Genomic DNA, 20,966 nt, shown 5'->3' with positions numbered 1-20,966 from the left:
GGACCCTGCGCGCAGGACGTGGAGTGGCGGCGTCTTGCGACCCCGTTACGTCACACCCTGCAGGGATGTGAGACGGAATGTAAGCAGCAGACGGGGCACGGTCTGTTCGATGGCGAACACAGGCAAAGTTCAAGCGCAAAAGGGCTGTGGATGGGGCTCAATGCACCCGTGCCGTCAGTCGCCGTCCACCCGCTGCACGCTATCGGGCCAGCGATGGCGATGGGTTGGGCGAGACAGTCGCCTCGCGGTTTGCAAATTGGAACGCTGCATGGGTGCTCAGAAACACCCTGCCCTCCAAACGCAGCCCCAGCGGCGTGGTCTGCAGGCGGTCCAGCACAGGCCCTTTGACCTCTGCCAGCAGCAATGCAATGCCGCGCTGGGCCAGGCTGCGCTCTAGGTCGGTGAGCGCACCCACGGCTGTGGTGTCGATCTGGTTGATGGCCGAGCACACCAACAGCACATAGTGCGTGTCAGGCTGTGCCGCCACCAGAGACTCCACCTTATCGAGCAAGGCATCCGAGTTGGCGAAATACAGGCTTTCGTCGACCCGCACGGCAATCAGGCCGGGTTCGGTAGTGACTGCATGGCGGGCGACGTTGCGGAAATGCTCCGTGCCTGGCACGCGCCCCACGACCGCAATGTGCGGATGGCTGCTGCGCCACACCAACGTGCCCAGCGACAACGCCACCCCCATCAGGATGCCGACTTCCACGCCCAAAGCGATCACGCCCCCTGCGGTGGCCAGCAGGGCCATGGCATCCGCCTTGTCGTAATGCCAAGCCTCGCGCAGTGTCTCTACGTCAATCAGGGACACCACCGCCACGATGATGGTGGCCCCCAGCACGGCATGGGGCAGATAGTGAAACAGCCCGGTCAGCGCGGCAATCACCACACCCATCAGCACGGCAGAAATGACACCTGCCAGGGGCGTGTTGGCTCCGGCGGCAAAATTGACGACCGAGCGCGCAAAGCCGCCCGTGACGGGGAAACCGCCCGACAGCGCACTGGCGACATTGGCCGCTCCCAAGCCCAGCAGCTCTCGGTTGGGCTGAATGCGCTGCTGCCGCTTGAGCGCCAGCGATTGCGCTACCGACACACTTTCCACAAAGCCCACCAGCGAGATCAGCAGCGCAGGCAGCCACAGCGAGCCCACAGACGCCATAGAAACTGCCGGCAGCCCAAGCTGTGGCAGGCCCTGGGGCACCGTGCCGACAATGCTGACCCCTGCCGTCAGGTCCCAGCGCATGGCGGCCACCAAGGCGGTGGACACCATCACCGCCAGCATCGGCGCCAGTTTGGATGCGATGTCTGCCAACCGAGGGCTGGCGCCCAGGCGGACCAGCCACGGGGACAAGGACTTGCGCGCCAGCACTAGAAACAACACGCTGCCCGCACCAATGCCCAGCGTGACCAGGTTGGTTGCGGGCGCCGCGTGCGCGAGCTGCACCACGGTGTCAAATACGTCGGTACCGTCGGCCCTTACCCCCAGCAGGTGCTTGACCTGGCCCACAGCGATGAGCACTGCCGAGCCGGAGATAAACCCGCTGATGACCGGATGGCTCAGAAAATGGGCCAGGAAGCCCAGCCGCAATGCGCCAAATAGCAGCAACATGCCTCCTGACAGGAGTGACAGCAGCATGGCCAGCGCCACGTAGTCGGGCGAGCCAGCCGCCGCTAGCGGCTGCAGGGCGCTCGCCGTCATGAGCGAGGCCACCGCCACGGGCCCCACAGCCAGCGTCATGCTGGAGCCCAGCATGGCGTAGGCAATGATGGGCAGGATGCTGGCGTACAAGCCGACCTCGGGGGGCAAGCCCGCCAGCAGCGCGTAGGCCAGGCTCTGCGGGATCAGCATGACCGTCACGATCACACCGGCAACCATGTCCCCGGAGAGCCAGGACTTCTGGTAGTTGCGGACCCAGCCGGGTATGAGGTTCATGATGGCTCCCGGTTGATCAGGACGCCTCGGCATCCAGGGTCTGCGTCAGTCCAAACAACTGGGCAGACCTGGCACCCGAACGGCAAAACGCCAACGTGGGCTTGGGGGCCGAGATCAAGACCTTGTGCATGGCCTGCACCTGTTCCGGGGTGATGGCACCACTCACAACAGGCAAATACACATAGTGCAGCCCAGCCACCGTGGCGGCGCGCTCCATTTCAGGGCTGGTGGGTTGTGCGCCACCGCCCTCCCCGTCGGGCCGGTTGTTGATGATGGTCTTGAAGCCCTGCTGGGCCAAAAAGGCAAAGTCCGTGGTGGCCAGCTGGGGCGACACTGCGAAGTCGGGGGTCAGGGCAATGATCTGCAGCGGCATGTCAGCGGGCTCCAGTCTGGGTAGGTGGGGCGCGGTGGGACATGCGTTCGGCCAGCTCAAACAGCCACATGCCCGCCAGCATCGCCATCACAAACACGATGGCTTTGGGCTGGCCCGCGCCCGCCGAAACGATGGCGGGCCCCGGGCAAAAGCCTGCAATGCCCCAGCCCGCACCAAAGATGAGGCTCCCGACCACCAGGCGGCGATCGATGTCGCGCGACGTGGGCAGATGCATGGCGCCTCCCAGGAAACTGGTGGTGCGTTTCTTGGCCGCAGCGAACGCAAAGACGCCCACCGCAATCGCGCCGCCCATCACAAACGCCAGCGACGGGTCCCACAAGCCAGCCAGGTCCAGGAAGCCCAGCACTTTGCCGGGATCGGTCATGCCCGAGACGATCAGGCCCAGTCCGAAGATCAGACCCACCACAAACTCTGTAATGCGATTTTTCATAGCGATCAATGCTCCGATGTAGGCCGGGTCAGCCCAGCGCGTGCCGGATGAGAAAGACGGTGACAAACCCGGCCCCCATGAAGGCCAGGGTGGCCACCAGGGACCGGGGCGACATGCGCGAGAGTCCGCACACCCCGTGGCCGCTGGTGCAGCCCGATCCGTAGCGGGTACCGACACCCACCAGCAGGCCAGCGATCACCACCATGCCCCAGCTCGCATCAATGCGCGGCTGCGTGGGGCCGACTACCAGCCAATAGAGACTGGGGGCTACCAGCATGCCCAGCACAAAAGCCAAGCGCCAGCCAATGTCCCCAGCGCGGGGGCGCAACAGCCCGCCCACAATGCCGCTGATGCCCAGAACGCGTCCGTTGAGGAGCACAAAAAGCGCCGAGGCAAGGCCCAGCAAAACGCCGCCAGCGAGCGCAGCCCAGGGAGTGAAATGGGTCCAGTCGATCAGCATGGCTTGCTCTCCTGGGCGGGGCCACAAAATTGTTCAAACAGCACGTTCATCACCGCCAAGGCCTGGGGGCTGGCGATCTCGTAATAGATGTTTTTGCCGTCACGGCGCGTGTTGACGAGGCCCTCCTCGCGCAATACGCCCAGCTGCTGCGACAAGGTGGGCTGGGAGATGCCCACCAACTCTTCCAGTTCACCCACACGCTTTTCACCCTGCGTCAGCTGGCATAGCAGCAGCAGGCGGTCGGGGTTGGACAACACCTTCATCAAGCGACAAGCGCTGTCGGCGGACCTGCGCAAGGTTTCCAGGTCCATTTGTGCTTCTGCGTGCATGGTCGCGCGCTCCTTTTCAAATTCGATGTTCATATTCTATTGACCAACAATCTATCAGTCAATAAACTATCAACATCGAAATTAAATACGGAGCCCTTCGATGAAACCCCAGATAGAAGCCTTCTTTGATGACTCCACCTGGACGGTGAGCTATGTGGTGTTCGATCGGCCTGGCGGCCACTGCGCGGTGGTGGATTCGGTGCTGGACTACGACCCGAAGTCGGGCCGCACCCGTACGCGGTCTGCCGACAAGATCGTGGAGTTTGTGCAAAGTCAGGGGCTGACGGTGCAATGGATTCTGGAAACCCATGCCCACGCAGACCACCTGTCGGCCGCGCACTACCTTCGCGACAAGTTGGGCGGAAAGATCGCCATTGGTGCGTCCATCACCCAGGTTCAGGACGTATTCAAGAAGGTGTTTCATCTGGAGCCCGGGTTCCACCCCGATGGCAGCCAGTTCGACCAGCTGCTGCACGACAACGAGGTCTTCCACATCGGCCAGCTGGAGGCCCAGGCGCTTGCAGTGCCCGGCCATACACCCGCCTGCATGGCCTACCAGGTGGGCGACGCTGTGTTTGTGGGCGACACCCTCTTCATGCCCGACGTGGGCACAGCGCGCTGCGACTTTCCCGGGGGCAATGCCCACACGCTGTACCAGTCGGTGCGCAAATTGCTCAGCCTGCCGGATGAAACCCGCCTGTTCATGTGCCACGACTACCCCCCTGCAGGGCGCGCCGTGGCCTGGCAAACCACCGTCGCCGACCAGCGTGCCAAGAACATCCATGTGCATGACGGGGTGACCGAAGACGCCTTTGTGGCGCTGCGCACCCAGCGCGACGCGACGCTGGAGATGCCCGTGCTCATCCTGCCCTCGGTGCAGGTCAACATCCGCGCAGGGGAAATGCCGCCAGCGGAAGCCAATGGCGTGACCTATCTCAAGATTCCTGTCAACGCGCTGTGACACAACTGCCACATCCGTACCGCCCCACCCACTGCAGGAACGCACACATGAAAACAGCCCACGACCTCGTCACCGCTGCCAAGGCCCTGGTGCAAGAGGTACCGCTGGACCAGGCCGACGAAGCCGTTCGCACCGCCGACGTGCTGATCGATGTGCGGGAGGCCGACGAATACCAGGCAGGACATATCCCGGGCGCGATTCACGCCTCGCGCGGGGTGTTGGAGTTCCGCCTCAGCAGTACGCCCGAACTTAGCGCACGCGACCTCAAGGTGGTGCTGTACTGCAAGACCAGTGGCCGGGCCGCGCTGGCTGCGCGCGCCATGCAGGACATGGGCTATCTGCAGGTGCAGTCCATTGCCGGCGGCTTTGACGCCTGGGTGGCTGCAGGCAAGCCTGTCGCGGCACCTGCGTCTCCCTCATTCGACTGACCGGGCAGCGAGCGCATTCCGCGTTCGCTGCGCTTGTGCAACCAGGGCCCATCCCGGGCCACAACCTCAGAGCAAGGAAATCATCATGAACATCAACGTAGGAACTGTGGACCGTGTGCTGCGCGTCTTGGCAGGCCTGGTCCTGATCGCATTGGCTGCCACCGGCACGGTGGGCTGGTGGGGATGGCTGGGCGTGGTGCCACTGGCCACCGGCCTGTTTCGCTTCTGCCCGGCTTACACGCTGCTCGGCATCAACACCTGTTCCATGAAGAAATAAACCGCCGGCAGGTACCAGCTCACACAGAGTCCGGTGCCCTCAAGGCCCCAGCAAGGAACCATTCCATGAGTACGTTCGACCACACCAGCCTGATCCAGGGCATCAACGAAAGCCTGGCCACCTTTCGCAAGGCACAGCCCGATGCCATGCGGGGCTTTGCGCAGCTCGCCCAGGCATCCATGGCGGAAGGGGCGTTGACCAGCAAGCACAAGGAGCTGATTGCCCTGGCCATCGGCGTCACGCAGCGCTGCTCCGGGTGCATCGGTTTTCATGTCAAGGCGCTGCAAAAGCTCGGCGCCACCCGCGCAGAACTGGAAGAAATGTTGACCGTGTGCGTTTACATGGGCGGTGGCCCGGCACTCATGTATACGGCCGAGGCCCTCAAGGCCTGGGACACCATGGCCGTCGCCGCCAACGCCGCAGCCGCAGCCTGAAGCAGGGGCCCCGCCACCTGTCCGCCCCCGTCGCGCGCTCGACACCCCGGCGGTCCATCCGTCAAACCGATGGTGATAAATCGGTTTACATTTTGGCCATCTATCCGCGAGACTGTTACCAAAACAGGAGGGGGTGTCCATGCAATCTCATCGTCGTTATGGGTTGAAATTGGCGTTGTCCAAGGCATGGGCGGCATGGGTCGTCGGTGCGGCGTTACTGGCAACGAGCAATGTGCAGGCGCTGGAGCCACCCACAGGCCCCGTCGTCCTGACCATCGACGGCGCCATCACCCAGACCAACCGGGGTCAGCAGGCGCAGTTCGACATGAAGATGTTGGAGAAGCTGCCGCAGCACAGCTTCTCCACCCAGACCCCCTGGTACCCCAGCGCTGTCACGTTCACTGGCCCCCTGCTGCGCGATGTGCTGGCGGCGGTGGGCGCCAAGGGCACCAAGATCACCGCCGTGGCCCTGAATGACTACAAGACGGAGATCCCGGCAGACGACGCCAAGCGGCATGACGTGATCGTGGCGCGCCTGATGAACAACCGGCCCATGCCCATCCGCGAAAAAGGCCCGCTGTTCATCGTTTACCCGTTTGATACCAAGGCCGAGTTGCGCAGCGAGCTGTATTACAACCGGGCAGCCTGGCAGCTCAACGCACTGCACATCCGGTAGTCGCCCTCCGCGCCCCGGCCCACCCGTATGCTGCGCAGCCAACACATCCTGCGGCTCATCATTGCGGGGCTGGTGTTGGCCTACGTGGCCATAGCGGCGGTGCAATACAGCCAGTACCGCAGTGTGGAAGCCGTGATGCGGCGCGGCGATGTGAATGCGCTGTGGTCGTTCTTGCAGCTCAATGTGGAGTATGAAAAGCTGGACCACGCGCTGCACCAGTTCGAGCTGGACCCCACCAGCATCACGATGGACAAGCTGGAGCTGCGCTACGACCTGTTCCTGAGCCGGTTCAGCGCGCTGGAAAGCGGCACCTCGCGCACGCTGATGCAGGACGAGCCCATTTACAGCACTGCGCTGGCCGCCCTGCAGCGGTTTGTGGCAGCGGGCGACAGCTACTTTGGCGCCAGTGTGGACGCCACCTCCAGCCAGACCAACATGCGGCGCCTGCGCATCGAGCTGGATGGCTTGCGCGAGACGGTGCAAGAGCTGTCGCTCAGCGCTTCGCGCGTGTCGGCCCTGCTGGGCGACTCGCGCAACGCCGAGGTCAAGCACCAGACCTTGTTGACCACCGGGCTCACCGCCTTCCAGGCGCTGCTCACCTTTTTGCTCGCTTTTGCCATGGCGCGGCAGTTCTTGCAGCGCGAAAAGGCCACGGCCCAGGCCATGGCAGCGCAGAACGAGCTGGTCGATGCCCTCAAGCGCAACGAGGAGGTGCTGGAAGCGCGCGTGGCCGAGCGCACGGTGGAACTGCAAAAGGTCAACGCGGCCCTGCGCGAACACGAGGACGAGCTGGAGATTGCCCGCGCCCGCGCGGAGGAAGCATCGCAGATGAAGTCGGACTTCCTGGCCAACATGAGCCACGAGATCCGCACCCCGATGAACGCGGTGATCGGCATGAGCCACCTGGCCCTGGGCACCAACCTCACACCGCGCCAGCGCGACTATGTCGAAAAGATCCAGCGCTCCGGCCAGCATCTGCTCGGCCTGATCAACGACATCCTGGACTTCAGCAAGATCGAAGCGGGCAAGCTCGAAGTGGAGGTGGTGGACTTTGACCTGCGCGGCGTGCTGGACAACGTGGCCAACCTGGTCAGTGACAAATGCGCGCACAAGGGTCTGGAGCTGCTGTTCGATGTGGACCCGGCCCTGCCCGACGACCTGCGCGGCGACCCGTTGCGCCTGGGGCAGATCCTGGTGAACTACGCCAACAACGCCGTCAAGTTCACCGACAAGGGCGAAATCATCGTGCGCGTCACCGAAACGTCGCGCGACGACACCGGAGTCCTGCTGCGCTTTGAGGTGCAGGACACCGGCATCGGCCTGACCTCTGAGCAGCAGTCGCGGCTGTTTCGCTCGTTCGAACAGGCCGACACCTCCACCACGCGCAAATACGGTGGCACTGGGCTGGGGCTGGCCATCTCCAAGAAGCTGGCTGGCTTGATGGGCGGCGAGGTGGGGGTACAAAGCCAGCCGGGGGTGGGCAGCACCTTCTGGTTTACCGCCCGTCTGGGGCTGGGCAACCCCAGCCATGCCCCCCTGCTGCCCACCCCCGACCTGCGTGGGCGGCACGTGCTGGTAGTGGACGACAGCGAGCAGGCCCGGCATATCCTGGGCGAGATGCTGGCCCGCATGAGCTTTGCCGTCACCACGGCCTCTTCCGGCGAGGAGGCGGTGGCCCAGGCCCGCGCCGCCGAACAGGCTGGTCGCCCCTGCGAGATCGCATTCGTGGACTGGAAGATGCCCGGCATGGACGGGTTTGACACCCACCGCGCACTTGCCCGCCTGCAGCACCCGCCACCCACGGTCATCGTGACCGCAGCAGGGCGCGACGATGTGCAAAGCGAACTGGAACGCGCCGGGCTGCAGCTGATGCTGTCCAAACCCGTCAGCCCCTCGCAACTTTTTGATGCCGCCATGCAGGCGCTGGGCGGGCAGATCCGGTCGTCCGACGGGCGTGGCAAACAAACACCCCGGCGCGCTGCGCACCTTTCCGCCATTGCTGGCGCACGGGTGCTGCTGGTGGATGACAACGACCTGAACCAGCAGGTGGGCGCCGAGCTGCTGAGCGGCGCTGGCCTGGTGGTGGACGTGGCCCAGAACGGACAGGTGGCGCTGGACATGCTCGCCCAAGCCCCCTACGACCTGGTACTGATGGACATGCAAATGCCCGTGATGGACGGCCTGACCGCCACCAGGCACCTGCGCCAGAACCCGTCCTGGGCCCAGCTGCCCGTGGTGGCCATGACGGCCAACGCCATGAGCCGCGACCGTGACCTGTGCCTGGAAGCGGGCATGAACGGCCACCTGGCCAAACCCATCGACCCGGACGAACTGTTTGCTACCCTGCTGCAATGGATTGCACCCCGATCCACCGGTGCGGACGAGGCTGACCGCGAAGGCGGAGACCCTCAGGGGCAGCCAGCTAGCGCCCCTTCCAACTCCGACACAGCGCCCCACTCCACAGCCGCGCTTCCCGCCGATGACGCACTGCGCCGCATCCCAGGGCTCGAAGTGACCGCCGGCCTGCGGCGCGTGCTGGACAAACGGCCTGCCTACGAAGGCCTGCTGCGCAAGTTTGTGGCGGGGCAAGCGCAGGCGGTCCAAGCCACCCGTACTGCCCTGGCTGCCGGGCTGCACGACGAGGCCCAGCGCGCCATGCACACGCTCAAAGGCACGGCCGGCACCATTGGCGCCACCGCACTGGCAGCCCTGGCGCAGCGTGCGGAAGAAGCCATCGCCCAGAAGGCCTCGCCCGAGCTGGCAGAGCCACTGCTGGAGCCCGTGGAAGCGGCTTGCCAGGCGCTGGTCATGGCGCTGCAGCAGGCCCTGCCCGCAGAGGAGGTTGCGGGCGCGGACGCTGCGCCTGGCCCGCAGATCGACGCCTCCGCTGCGCGTGCGCTGGTGGCGCAGCTCGACGCACTGCTGTCCGACGACGATTCCGACGCCATCGAAATCTTCAGGCAATCCACGCCCACCCTGCAGGCCCTGCTGGGGCCGGCGTATGGCCAGATGAAGCGGTCGCTGGACAGCTACGACTTTGTGGAGGCACTGGCCATACTGCGCCAGGCCCCCGAGGCGCACAATGACAACAAGGAGGACCCGGTCCATGAATAGCCCATTCGCACCCAACGGCAAATGCACGGTGCTGGTCGTAGACGACACGCCCGACAACCTCTCGCTGATGAGCGACCTCCTGCGCACCGACTACAAGGTCAAGCTTGCGCCCAGTGGCGAGCGCGCCCTGCAGATCGTGGCGGGCGACAGCAAGCCCGACCTGATCCTGCTGGACATCATGATGCCGGACATGGATGGCTACGAGGTGCTGCGCCGCCTGCAGTTCAACCCCGACACCGAAGACATCCCTGTCATCTTCCTCACCGCCATGAGCGCGGCCGATGACGAAAGCGTTGGCCTGGAGCTGGGCGCGGTGGACTACATCACCAAACCCATCAACCCGGCCATCGTGATGGCCCGGGTGCGCAACCACCTGCAGCTCAAGCGCGCGCGCGACTTCCTGGCCCAGCACAACCACTTTCTGGAGCAGGAGGTCGCCAACCGCACGCGGGCGATGGCCGAGCTGCAGGACGCCACGATCCGCGCCATGGCCTCGCTGGCCGAAACGCGCGACAACGAAACGGGCAACCACATCCGGCGCACGCAGCACTACATGGAAGCGCTGGCCCGCCACCTGCAAAACCACCCGCGCTTCAAGGACGAGCTGACCGACGCCGCCATCGAGACCATCTTCAAGTCCGCCCCGCTGCACGACATCGGGAAGGTGGGCATCCCCGACCGCATCCTGCTCAAGCCCGGCAAGCTCACGCCGGAAGAGTTCGAGATCATGAAGACGCATACCACGCTGGGGCGCGACGCCATCATCGCGGCCGAGACGGGGACCACACAGGACAACCCGTTTTTCCGGTATGCCAAGGAGATCGCCTACAGCCACCAGGAGAAATGGGACGGCTCGGGCTACCCCGAAGGCCTGGTGGGCAACACCATTCCACTGTCAGCGCGGCTCATGGCCGTGGCCGACGTGTACGACGCACTGATTTCCGAACGCGTCTACAAGCCCGCGTACTCCCACGAACAGGCGGTAGAGATCATTCGCGACGGCCGGGGCAGCCACTTCGACCCCGACATGGTCGATGCCTTCCTGACCCTGTCCGAGGAGTTCCGGCGCATTGCCCAGCAGTTTGCCGATGCCGAGCCAGCACGGCTGGCCCAGGTAGACCGCATGGCCGCCGATCTGCCCATGGAGCGCATCGAACTGACCTCGCGCGAAGAGCCGCTCTGAATGGCAGTGCCCCGCGCGTTACCGTACCGCATTACCGTAGCGCAGCACTGAGGCACGGCATTCGGTGGCGCCGCAGCGGGCTCCAGCAGAAGCACGCCGCCGCGTCGGGGGGGCATCAAGCGCTGTGGCTGTGCCCGTCGAGGGTGGTGGTCGTGGTGCGGTGGCCGTTCAGCCCCAGCTTGGCCAGCAGTTGCACATCGGCCTCCACATCGGGGTTGCCCGTCACCAGCAGCTTGTCGCCATAAAAGATGGAATTGGCCCCGGCCATGAAGCACAGCGCCTGCACGGCGTCACCCAGTTGCTGGCGCCCCGCCGACAGGCGCACGCGCGCCTTGGGCATGGTGATGCGGGCCACGGCAATCACGCGCACAAAGTCAAACGGGTCGATGGGCTCGCTGTCGGCCAAAGGTGTTCCAGGCACGCGCACCAGGCTGTTGATGGGCACCGACTCAGGGTACGGCTGCAGGTTGGCCAGCTGCGCAATCAGGCCCGCACGGTGCACGGGCGCTTCGCCCATGCCCACAATGCCACCGCAGCACACGCTGATGCCCGCATTGCGCACGTTCTGCAGCGTGTCCAACCGGTCCTGGTAAGCGCGGGTGCTCACCACGTCGGTGTAGTACTCGGGCGCGGTGTCCAGATTGTGGTTGTAGTAGTCCAGCCCGGCGTCTTTCAATGCTTTTGCCTGGTGCGATTCGAGCATGCCCAGCGTGGCGCAGGTCTGCAGGCCCAGGCCCTTCACCGCGCCAATCAGGGCGCTGACTTTTTCAATGTCGCGGTCTTTGGGCGCACGCCAGGCGGCACCCATGCAAAAGCGCGTGGCGCCCGCGTCCTTGGCGGCCTGGGCGGCGCGTACCACCTCATCCACCTCCATGAGCTTGTCGGCCTTTACCCCGGTGTCGAACTCGGCCGCCTGCGGGCAATAGCCGCAGTTTTCTGGGCAGCCGCCGGTCTTGACCGACAGCAGCGTGGCCAGCTCGATGTCGCCCGCAGGCCAATGCTGGCGGTGCACGGTTTGTGCCTCGAACAGCAAGTCCATCAACGGCTTGTCGAGCAGCGACTGGATGGCCTCGACCGACCACTTACCCGGCACGGCCGGCGCAGGGACGGGGCGATGGATCTGGATGGGCTGGGGGGCGGAGAGGGTTGCATTGGCCATGGGTGGATTCCTTTCGAGAGCCTGCTGCTGCAAGCACCAGGGATTGCATCAGCGATCACATAAAGCGCCACATCACGGTGTCCCAAAGAGCCGCCCTGCGTCGCTATCACCATGATTTTGAAGGAGATTTTGGTGCAATTGCCCTCAACATGGTCACAAAAGGTGCCACTGTTATTAGGCCCACAACTGCCCCGATCTTTCCGGACAAAAACGCAGAAAAAGGCGGCCGTTGGCCGCTGTAGAGAGCACGTTCAAACGGCGGCAAAACCCGCCCGCACAACATGCTCCCAACGGGCGGCTTTGGCTTGCATCTTGCAGCCGGGGCCCGCTTGCGCGGCCCGAAGTTAGACCAAGTTAGATGCAGGCCGGGTCCCGCTCGGACCGCGCTCTGGCCACAGCGCCCGCAACCAGGCACACCAACGCCAGCCCGTCAGCCACCAAAACGCGCTGCAAATGTGTGTTGAAGCCGCCGGTGGACCACGCCAGCAGCAGGAATGAGAGAACACTGACCGCACCCACAGTCAGCCCCAGCCACTGGTAGCAGGGCTTGAACGCCGCCCTCAGGCAGATGCCACCCACAATGCCAAACAGCACGGCACGGTGGCGCAACAGGATGAGGGTGTTCGGATCAGAAGGGGTCGTGCCGTGGAGGCTGGCCAGTTGCGCTGCGCCAAGCACGCCGAGCAACGGAATCAGGTGGATGGCACCTGCGAGCAGCAGGGCCAGAGAAGCAATCTTTTTCATGGGCAGGCGACACCAAAGACAAGGTGCCGCTGTTGTAGCCCCCGTCGGGGTTGGCGACCATGACGTGCCCGGTCATGGACGCCGCGCGGTTCAGCGCCCCAGCATCTGCTCCAGCGCCTCGCGGATGGCGCGGGGCTTGTTGCCCCCATCATCCATTGCAGAGCATGTGGGGCTGCGCTCCACCTCCGGACCGCTGGTGCCGACCCGAGCGAACAGGCGTTCGCAGTCGCAACGCAGCGTGGCCAGCGTCTTGCGAGACCGCTGGTGTTTCACTTCCGCCACCCAGCAGCGGTCTGCGCAGCCGCAGGACCGGTACTGCTAGGTTTCCCCCGCCCTGCCCCAATCGAGCTGATAGGCGCCAGTGCCGCCTGCGGCTCCGGCCCCTTGCCCTGCCAGCGCCAACACGAGCGCGGCACACACCCTGGTGCCGACCCGAAGCGCACGCTGCAGAGAAAACACGGAATGCACGGGAGTTGGTGATCGCGCCGTTCAGCCCAGCGCCGCAATCACATCCGCCGGGGCCTGCACCAGCTCGATCAGCACGCCCTCACCGGCAATCGGAAACTCGTCATTGCTCTTGGGGTGCAAAAACGTGATGTCGTAGCCCGCAGCGCCCTTGCGGATGCCACCGGGGGCAAAGCGCACACCCTTGGCGGTGAGCCATTCCACCGCCTTGGGCAGGTCGTCGATCCACAGGCCGATGTGGTTGAGCGGCGTGGTGTGCACGGCTGGCTTTTTCTCGATGTCCAGCGGCTGCATGATGTCCACCTCCACCTTGAAGGCACCCTTGCCCATGGCCAGGATGTCTTCGTCCACGTTCTCGCGCTCGCTCTGGAAAGTGCCGGTCTGCTCCAGGCCCAGCATGTCGACCCACAGCGTCTTCATCCGCTGTTTGTCGGTGCCACCAATGGCGACCTGCTGGATGCCCAGGACCTTGAAGGGGCGTGGGGTCGTGCTCATGATTACTCCTGATTTGATAGCCGCCAGCGCATATTCCTCTAGCGCTATCGGCCAAAAAGACTAAAAAAGGGGCGCAAGGCCCCTCCAGATGGGCTGTCGGGCCCTGGGGATCACTGGAATTCCAGGATCACCTGATCGACCGCCAACGACTCGCCCTTGCCCGCCACGATCTTGCCCACCACACCGTCCTGCGCGGCGAAGAGGATGTTCTCCATCTTCATGGCTTCGATCACAGCCAGCTTCTCACCCGCCTGCACCTTCTGGCCGGGCTGCACCGCCACATCCACCAGCAAACCGGGCATGGGCGAGAGCAGGAATTTGGACAGGTCTGGCGGCGCCTTGAAGGGCATCAGCTTGTGCAGCCGGGCGCCCAGCGGCGACAGCACCAGCGCGTCGATCTGCGTGCCGTTGTGCGCAATGCGCAGCGCCAGCGGGTTCTTGCCCACACCGCGCTCCACCTGGGCGGTGAAGCCCTGGCCGTTGCATGCGCCCTGCACCCGGATCTGACCCAGCGTGGCGTTGCTACTGATCTGATAGCTGTTACCGCCCACAGAGACTGAGCTAGAGCCCGATTTGTCTTCAAAGTCAGAGACCGTAACTTCGTGGTGCTGGTTCTGCCCTTCGGCGCCCAGCGTCACCACCACAAACTGCTCGCCCACCTTCACCTCGTGGCCGGCCAGCTGACCGCTGATGCCCGAGGCGCGTGCGCGGTAGCGGCGGTTCATGTAGGCGGCCAGCGCCACCAGGAACAGCGGGTCGCTGTGCGGCACGTCTTCGGCGTGGAAGCCCTTGCCGTAGTTCTCGGCAATGAAGCCGGTGTTGAAGTCGCCCGTCACAAACTTGGGGTGCGCCAGCAGCGCGGCCTGGAACGGGATGTTGCTGCTGATGCCACGAATCACAAAGCCGTTGAGTGCTGCGCGCATCTTGGCAATTGCGTCATTGCGGTCCGTGCCGTGCACGATGAGCTTGGCGATCATCGAGTCGTAGTACATGGGGATCTCGCCACCCTCGTACACGCCCGTGTCCACCCGCACGCCCAATTTTTTGGTCGTATCGGACTGGAACATCGACTCCTCCGGCGGCTGAAAGCGCACCAGGCGGCCGGTGGACGGCAGGAAATTGCGGAACGGGTCTTCGGCGTTGATGCGGCACTCAATGGCCCAGCCGTCGCGCTTCACATCGGCTTGCGTGAGGGGCAGCTTCTCGCCCGCGGCCACGCGGATCATCAGCTCCACCAGGTCCAGGCCGGTGATGCACTCCGTCACCGGGTGCTCCACCTGCAGGCGGGTGTTCATCTCCAGGAAGTAGAAGTCCTGGTCCTTGCCGACCACGAACTCCACCGTGCCCGCGCTCTGGTACTTCACGGCCTTGGCCAGTTGCACCGCTTGCTCGCCCATGGCCTTGCGGGTGGCGTCGCTGATGAAGGGCGATGGTGCCTCTTCGATCACCTTCTGATGGCGGCGCTGGATGGAGCACTCGCGCTCGTTCAGATAGATCACGTTGCCATGAGAATCGCCCAGCACCTGGATCTCGATGTGGCGCGGCTCCTGCACGAACTTCTCAATGAAGATGCGGTCGTCGCCAAAGCTGTTGCGGGCTTCGTTCTGGCAGCTGGCAAAGCCTTCAAACGCTTCCTTGTCGTTGAACGCCACGCGCAGGCCCTTGCCGCCGCCGCCGGCCGAAGCCTTGATCATCACGGGGTAGCCAATGCCCTTGGCGATCTCCACCGCCTGCTCGGGGCCCGAGATGGCGTCGTTGTAGCCAGGAATCGTGTTGACCTTGGCCTCGTTGGCCAGCTTCTTGGACGCGATCTTGTCGCCCATGGCCGCAATCGAATGCGCCTTGGGGCCGATGAAGGCAATGCCTTCGTCCTCGCAGCGTTTGGCGAAGGCTTCGTTCTCAGAGAGGAAGCCATAGCCGGGGTGTACCGCTTGCGCGCCCGTCTGCTTGCAGGCCGCAATGATCTTGTCGGCCAGCAGGTACGACTCGCGGCTGGGCGCGGCACCAATGTGCACGGCCTCATCGGCCAGCTTGACGTGGCGGGCTTCCTTGTCGGCGTCGGAGTAGACGGCGACGGTGGCGATGCCCATTTTCTTGGCCGTTGCAATCACTCGGCAGGCGATTTCGCCACGGTTGGCGATGAGAATTTTTGTAAACATTGCTTTGCCCTACTCAACTTGGAGGTCCCGCGAAGCGGCGGCTTCGCGGTGGTTGATACACATATTGCTTGGGTATTGAGGAATCACCAGAACTTGCTCCACCGAGCATTCTGGATAGATCCATCGTCCCCAATTCGCCCTGAGCCATTCAACAGACAAAGAGCTTGCGTCAGGCTGAAACTTCGCTTCCAGAGGAAGTTCGATCAGCGTAAGCCCAGCTTTTTGCCCCGTACAGACAATCAAACTCAAACCGCAATCGGAGACCCGTGACTCCAGACACATCAAATCAACGACTGGCTCGTATGGCCACTGAGCAGCCGTAATTCGAAGCACAGTTCCGCGCCAAAGCCCTGGCACCACCAACTGCGACAGCGGCTGCCAATCGGCACGAATTTGAGGCTGAAGATCAGCGGTGTCCATGCTCAAGCTCTCAGATCACAGCGGAATGTTGCCGTGCTTGCGCCATGGGTTTTCCAGCTTCTTATCGCGCAGCATCACCAGCGAGCGGCAGATGCGCTTGCGTGTCTCGTGCGGCAGGATCACATCGTCGATAAAGCCGCGTGCACCGGCCACAAACGGGTTGGCAAAACGCTGCTTGTATTCGGCCTCACGCGCGGCCAGCTTCACGGGGTCGTTCTTGTCTTCGCGGAAGATGATTTCCACCGCGCCCTTGGCGCCCATCACCGCAATCTCGGCGTTGGGCCAGGCCAGGTTCACGTCGCCGCGCAGGTGTTTGGAGCTCATCACGTCGTACGCGCCACCGTAGGCCTTGCGGGTGATGACGGTGATCTTGGGCACCGTGCACTCGGCGTATGCGTATAGCAGCTTGGCGCCGTGCTTGATGATGCCGCCGTACTCCTGGCTGGTGCCGGGCATGAAGCCGGGCACGTCCACAAACGTGACCACCGGGATGTTGAACGCGTCGCAGAAGCGCACAAAACGCGCGGCCTTGATGCTCGACTTGATGTCCAGGCAGCCCGCCAGCACCAGCGGCTGGTTGGCCACGATGCCCACGGTCTGGCCTTCCATGCGGGCAAAGCCGATGAGGATGTTCTTGGCGTACTCGGGCTGCAGCTCGAAGAAGTCCCCGTCGTCCACGGTCTTGAGGATCAGCTCCTTCATGTCGTAGGGCTTGTTGGGGTTCTCGGGCACCAGGGTGTCCAGGCTCAGGTCCATGCGGTCGGCCGGGTCGTTGCTGGGGCGCACCGGGGCTTTTTCGCGGTTGTTGAGCGGCAGGTAGTTGTACAGGCGGCGCAGCATCATCAGCGCCTCCACGTCGTTCTCAAACGCCATGTCGGCCACACCGCTCTTGGTGGTGTGCGTCACGGCGCCGCCCAGTTCCTCGGCGGTGACTTCTTCGTGCGTCACGGTCTTCACCACTTCGGGGCCGGTGACGAACATGTACGAGCTGTCTTTCACCATGAAGATGAAGTCCGTCATAGCGGGCGAGTACACGGCGCCACCGGCGCTGGGGCCCATGATCATGCTGATCTGCGGAATCACGCCGCTGGCCAGCACATTCTTCTGGAACACATCGGCATAGCCGCCGAGGGACGCCACGCCTTCCTGGATGCGGGCGCCGCCCGAGTCGTTCAAGCCGATGACAGGAGCGCCGACCTTCATGGCCTGGTCCATCACCTTGCAGATCTTCTCGGCGTGCGTCTCGCTGAGTGCGCCGCCGAACACGGTGAAGTCCTGGCTGAACACGAACACCAGGCGGCCATTGATCATGCCGTAGCCCGTCACCACACCGTCGCCGGGGATCTTGTTGTCCTCCATGCCAAAGTCGGTGCAGCGGTGCTCGACAAACATGTCCCATTCCTCGAACGTGCCGTCGTCCAGCAGCAGCTCGATGCGCTCGCGCGCCGTGAGCTTGCCCTTGGCGTGCTGCGCATCAATGCGCTTTTGCCCGCCGCCCAGGCGTGCCAGCGCACGCTTTTTCTCCAGTTGATCCAGGATGTCTTGCATGGTCGTCCTTTGGTGAATGGGTTGGTGTCTACTATTTATTTGATAGCTACCAGCGCATGATTGGATTGCGCTAGCAGCAGATTTCTTGCTGCAGTCGATGCAGCAATGCGCCCGGCGGCAACGTCAGCCTGCATCTGGGGCAACAGCTCCTTGACCTGCGGGTGCTGGCGAAACGCGAGCTTGAGACCTGCGTCGATGCGCTCCCACATCCAGGCCAGCGCCTGCTTCTCGCGCCGCGTGGCCAGCCGCCCATTGGCGATCTGCAACTGGCGGAACTGCGTGACGGCGGCCCAGAAGCTGTCCACACCCTGCCCCAGCAGCGCGCTGATTTGCACTACCTTCGGGTGCCACAGCGTTTCGTCGTGGTGCGCGTTTTCCGGATTGCCGTGTTGGCTGAGCAGACGCAGGCTGGAGGTGATCTGCGCCTCGGCGCGCGTGGCAGCGTTCTTGTCGATGTCGGCCTTGTTGATGACCACCAGGTCGGCAATCTCCATCACGCCCTTCTTGATGGCCTGCAGATCGTCGCCCGCATTGGGCAGCTGCATGAGCACAAACATGTCCGTCATGCCCGCCACCGCAATCTCGCTCTGGCCCACGCCCACGGTCTCGACGATGACCACGTCGTAGCCTGCGGCCTCGCAGACCAGCATGGCCTCGCGCGTCTTCTCTGCGACTCCGCCCAGCGTGCCGCTGCTGGGGCTGGGGCGGATGTAGGCCTTTTCGTGCACCGACAGGTGTTCCATGCGCGTCTTGTCGCCCAGGATGGAGCCGCCCGAGACGGTGCTGGACGGGTCAATGGTGAGCACAGCCACGCGGTGGCCCTGGCTGATGAGGTACAGGCCCAGCGCCTCGATGAAGGTGGATTTGCCCACGCCCGGCACGCCGCTGATGCCCAGGCGGAAGGCCTTGCCGGTGTGCGGGAGCAGCTGGGTCAGCAGCTCGTCGGCCTGGGCGCGGTGGTCTACACGCGTCGATTCGAGCAGGGTGATGGCTTTGGACATGGCGCGGCGTTGCACCGCCGCCGTGCCCTGCACCACCCCCTCCAAAAGCGCCGCAGGGGTCACGCCACCGCCTTGCGAATTTGCTCCAGCACATCCTTCGCGCTGGCGGGAATGGGTGTGCCTGGGCCATACACGCCCTTCACGCCGGATTCGTACAAAAAGTCATAGTCCTGCGCGGGGATCACACCACCCACAAACACGATGATGTCGTCCGCGCCCTGGTCCTTGAGCGACTGGATGATGGCGGGCACCAGCGTCTTGTGGCCCGCAGCCAGCGTACTCACGCCCACGGCGTGCACGTCGTTTTCGATGGCCTGGCGGGCGCATTCCTCGGGCGTCTGGAACAGCGGACCCATGTCCACGTCAAAGCCCAGGTCGGCAAACGCAGTGGCGACCACCTTGGCGCCCCGGTCGTGGCCGTCCTGGCCCAGCTTGGCGATCATCACTCGGGGGCGGCGGCCTTGTTCTTCGGCAAAGGCGTTGATTTCGGTCTTGAGTTTGTCCCAGCCTTCGGCCGAGTCATAGGCAGCTGCGTACACACCGGTCACCTTTTGTGTGTCGGCGCGGTGGCGCCCGTAAACCTTTTCCAGGGCATCGCTCACCTCGCCCACCGTGGCGCGCAGGCGCATGGCCTGGATGGACAGGTCCAGAAGGTTGCCCTCGCCGCTCTCCGCTGCTGCAGTCAGGGTGTCCAGCGCAGCCTGCACCTTGGCAGCGTCGCGGGTGGCCTTGATCTTTTGCAGGCGGGCAATCTGGCCGTCGCGCACCTTCATGTTGTCGATTTGCAGGATATCGACCGGGTCTTCCTTGGCCAGCTTGTATTTGTTGACGCCGACGATCACGTCCTTACCACTGTCGATGCGCGCCTGCTTCTCGGCGGCAGCAGCTTCGATCTTGAGCTTGGCCCAGCCGCTGTCCACGGCCTGGGTCATGCCACCCATGGCCTCGACCTCTTCGATGATCTTCCAGGCCGCGTCGGCCATGTCCTGGGTCAGCTTTTCCATCATGTAGCTGCCGGCCCAGGGGTCGATCACGTTGGTGATGTGGGTCTCTTCCTGGATGATGAGTTGTGTGTTGCGCGCAATGCGGGCACTGAACTCGGTGGGCAGCGCAATGGCTTCGTCAAAGCTGTTGGTGTGCAGGCTTTGGGTGCCGCCAAACACGGCCGCCATGGCCTCGATGGTGGTGCGCACCACGTTGTTGTAGGGGTCCTGCTCGGTGAGGCTCCAGCCCGAGGTCTGGCAGTGCGTGCGCAGCATGAGGCTCTTGGGGTTCTTGGCGCCCGTGGCCTTCATGATGCGGCACCACAGCAGGCGCGCGGCGCGCATCTTGGCGACTTCGAGATAGAAGTTCATGCCAATCGCCCAGAAGAACGACAGGCGCCCGGCGAACTCGTCCACGTCCATGCCCTTGGCGATGGCAGTCTTCACATACTCCTTGCCATCGGCCAGTGTGAAGGCCAGCTCCAGTGCCTGGTTGGCCCCGGCTTCCTGCATGTGGTAGCCGCTGATCGAGATCGAGTTGAACTTCGGCATGTTCTTGGCCGTGTACTCGATGATGTCGCCAATGATCTTCATCGACGGCTTGGGCGGGTAGATGTAGGTGTTGCGCACCATGAACTCTTTCAGAATGTCGTTCTGAATGGTTCCTGAGAGCTTGTCTTGCGAGACGCCCTGCTCTTCTGCCGCCACTACATAGCCCGCCAGCACGGGCAACACCGCGCCGTTCATGGTCATCGATACGCTGACCTTGTCCAGCGGGATCTGGTCGAACAGGATCTTCATGTCCTCGACCGAGTCGATCGCCACCCCGGCCTTGCCCACATCGCCCGTCACGCGGGGGTGGTCGCTGTCGTAACCCCGGTGGGTGGCCAGATCGAACGCCACACTCACGCCCTGCCCGCCCGCAGCCAGGGCCTTGCGGTAGAAGGCGTTGGATTCTTCGGCGGTCGAAAAGCCTGCGTACTGGCGAATGGTCCAGGGGCGCACCGCATACATGGTGGCCTGGGGGCCGCGCAGGTAGGGTTCAAAACCCGGCAGCGTGTTGGCGTACGGCAGGCTGGCCGTGTCTTCGGCGGTGTACAGCGGCTTGACGGTGATGCCATCGGGCGTGACCCAGTTGAGGGCGTTGACATCGCCCCCTGGCGCCGACTTGGCTGCGGCCTTGGCCCAGGCTTCCAGCGAAGACGCGGCGAACTCTGGGGCGTTGTTGGTGGGGTTGTCACTCATGGCAAAAGCTACTCCGAAGATGGCGTTGGGGCGTCCAACACAGCGCACAGGCGGTGACCGCACAGGTGCAGTGGTGTGGCGGCGAGTTTACATCATTCATAATTATTGATTCAAAATATTCCGCC

Annotated in this window: 21 protein-coding genes; 7 read left to right on the top strand and 14 right to left on the bottom strand. The window is 63.8% G+C overall.

The annotated features are described in order from the left end of the window. Positions 1-199: 199 nt before the first annotated feature. The 5 genes from sulP to C8C95_RS20850 are packed head-to-tail and all read right to left on the bottom strand — an operon-like array spanning position 200 to position 3,549. Positions 200-1,936, bottom strand: coding sequence for a sulfate permease (gene sulP / locus C8C95_RS20870; RefSeq protein ID WP_116749847.1), 1,737 nt, complete (start codon positions 1,934-1,936; stop codon positions 200-202). Positions 1,937-1,952: 16 nt separating this feature from the next. Next, positions 1,953-2,309 (bottom strand): TIGR01244 family sulfur transferase, encoded by a 357-nt coding sequence (locus tag C8C95_RS20865; protein ID WP_116749846.1) that lies wholly within the window; start codon positions 2,307-2,309, stop codon positions 1,953-1,955. Position 2,310: 1 nt separating this feature from the next. Beyond that, positions 2,311-2,760 (bottom strand): YeeE/YedE family protein, encoded by a 450-nt coding sequence (locus tag C8C95_RS20860; protein WP_116749845.1) that lies wholly within the window; start codon positions 2,758-2,760, stop codon positions 2,311-2,313. A gap of 28 nt (positions 2,761-2,788) precedes the next feature. Continuing rightward, positions 2,789-3,220 carry a YeeE/YedE family protein gene (locus C8C95_RS20855; RefSeq protein WP_056744892.1) on the bottom strand — a complete coding sequence of 144 codons (432 nt, stop codon included), beginning with the start codon at positions 3,218-3,220 and terminating at the stop codon, positions 2,789-2,791. Continuing rightward, positions 3,214-3,549 carry a metalloregulator ArsR/SmtB family transcription factor gene (locus C8C95_RS20850; protein WP_056062726.1) on the bottom strand — a complete coding sequence of 112 codons (336 nt, stop codon included), beginning with the start codon at positions 3,547-3,549 and terminating at the stop codon, positions 3,214-3,216. Before C8C95_RS20850 ends, C8C95_RS20855 begins: the two co-directional genes overlap by 7 nt. Positions 3,550-3,649: 100 nt before the next feature. On the opposite strand from C8C95_RS20850, the gene C8C95_RS20845 reads away from it, so the two are divergent. The 7 genes from C8C95_RS20845 to C8C95_RS20815 all read left to right on the top strand — a co-directional run bounded on the left by C8C95_RS20845 (position 3,650) and on the right by C8C95_RS20815 (position 10,622). After that, the gene (locus C8C95_RS20845) at positions 3,650-4,510 is read left to right on the top strand and encodes an MBL fold metallo-hydrolase (RefSeq protein WP_116749844.1); all 861 of its coding nucleotides are present in this window, start codon (positions 3,650-3,652) and stop codon (positions 4,508-4,510) included. 47 nt (positions 4,511-4,557) lie between these two features. Continuing rightward, complete coding sequence (locus C8C95_RS20840) at positions 4,558-4,938, top strand: rhodanese-like domain-containing protein (protein WP_116749843.1); 381 nt, start codon at positions 4,558-4,560, stop codon at positions 4,936-4,938. A gap of 85 nt (positions 4,939-5,023) precedes the next feature. After that, positions 5,024-5,215: a DUF2892 domain-containing protein gene (locus tag C8C95_RS20835; RefSeq protein ID WP_116749842.1), complete on the top strand. Its 192-nt coding sequence runs from the start codon at positions 5,024-5,026 to the stop codon at positions 5,213-5,215. Positions 5,216-5,280: 65 nt separating this feature from the next. After that, complete coding sequence (locus C8C95_RS20830; protein WP_116749841.1) at positions 5,281-5,649, top strand: carboxymuconolactone decarboxylase family protein; 369 nt, start codon at positions 5,281-5,283, stop codon at positions 5,647-5,649. Between the two features lie 139 nt (positions 5,650-5,788). After that, positions 5,789-6,325 (top strand): molybdopterin-dependent oxidoreductase, encoded by a 537-nt coding sequence (locus C8C95_RS20825; RefSeq protein ID WP_116749840.1) that lies wholly within the window; start codon positions 5,789-5,791, stop codon positions 6,323-6,325. 27 nt (positions 6,326-6,352) lie between these two features. Next, complete coding sequence (locus tag C8C95_RS20820) at positions 6,353-9,439, top strand: response regulator (RefSeq protein ID WP_116749839.1); 3,087 nt, start codon at positions 6,353-6,355, stop codon at positions 9,437-9,439. Beyond that, on the top strand, positions 9,432-10,622 hold the full coding sequence (locus C8C95_RS20815; RefSeq protein ID WP_116749838.1) for a two-component system response regulator: 1,191 nt from the start codon (positions 9,432-9,434) through the stop codon (positions 10,620-10,622). Before C8C95_RS20820 ends, C8C95_RS20815 begins: the two co-directional genes overlap by 8 nt. A gap of 115 nt (positions 10,623-10,737) precedes the next feature. Here C8C95_RS20815 and bioB read toward each other — a convergent pair whose 3' ends face one another. From bioB to scpA, 9 genes are all read right to left on the bottom strand, one after another. Next, entirely contained in the window at positions 10,738-11,781 is a 1,044-nt protein-coding gene (gene bioB, locus C8C95_RS20810) for a biotin synthase BioB (protein ID WP_116749837.1), read from the bottom strand. Positions 11,782-12,135: 354 nt separating this feature from the next. Beyond that, entirely contained in the window at positions 12,136-12,525 is a 390-nt protein-coding gene (locus tag C8C95_RS20805; protein WP_116749836.1) for a phosphopantetheine adenylyltransferase, read from the bottom strand. 90 nt (positions 12,526-12,615) lie between these two features. After that, positions 12,616-12,807 carry a hypothetical protein gene (locus C8C95_RS23920; RefSeq protein WP_243415735.1) on the bottom strand — a complete coding sequence of 64 codons (192 nt, stop codon included), beginning with the start codon at positions 12,805-12,807 and terminating at the stop codon, positions 12,616-12,618. Between the two features lie 207 nt (positions 12,808-13,014). After that, on the bottom strand, positions 13,015-13,485 hold the full coding sequence (locus C8C95_RS20795; protein WP_060987719.1) for a VOC family protein: 471 nt from the start codon (positions 13,483-13,485) through the stop codon (positions 13,015-13,017). A gap of 110 nt (positions 13,486-13,595) precedes the next feature. Beyond that, positions 13,596-15,644 carry an acetyl/propionyl/methylcrotonyl-CoA carboxylase subunit alpha gene (locus C8C95_RS20790; RefSeq protein ID WP_116749835.1) on the bottom strand — a complete coding sequence of 683 codons (2,049 nt, stop codon included), beginning with the start codon at positions 15,642-15,644 and terminating at the stop codon, positions 13,596-13,598. Positions 15,645-15,653: 9 nt separating this feature from the next. Then, on the bottom strand, positions 15,654-16,064 hold the full coding sequence (imm45, locus tag C8C95_RS20785) for an Imm45 family immunity protein (protein ID WP_116749834.1): 411 nt from the start codon (positions 16,062-16,064) through the stop codon (positions 15,654-15,656). Positions 16,065-16,079: 15 nt separating this feature from the next. Beyond that, a complete protein-coding gene (locus C8C95_RS20780) occupies positions 16,080-17,612 on the bottom strand; it encodes an acyl-CoA carboxylase subunit beta (protein WP_056062687.1) in 1,533 nt (510 codons plus the stop codon). A 35-nt stretch (positions 17,613-17,647) separates the two neighbouring features. Continuing rightward, a complete protein-coding gene (meaB, locus tag C8C95_RS20775) occupies positions 17,648-18,676 on the bottom strand; it encodes a methylmalonyl Co-A mutase-associated GTPase MeaB (protein WP_116749833.1) in 1,029 nt (342 codons plus the stop codon). Next, on the bottom strand, positions 18,673-20,841 hold the full coding sequence (gene scpA / locus C8C95_RS20770) for a methylmalonyl-CoA mutase (protein WP_116749832.1): 2,169 nt from the start codon (positions 20,839-20,841) through the stop codon (positions 18,673-18,675). Before scpA ends, meaB begins: the two co-directional genes overlap by 4 nt. Positions 20,842-20,966 lie beyond the last annotated feature (125 nt).

The organism is Acidovorax sp. 99 (genome assembly GCF_003096455.1).
Classification (GTDB): Bacteria; Pseudomonadota; Gammaproteobacteria; order Burkholderiales; family Burkholderiaceae_C; genus Acidovorax; species Acidovorax delafieldii.
The sequence above is the reverse complement of the archived record's forward strand: the minus strand, read 5'-3'. Positions and strand labels throughout refer to the sequence as shown.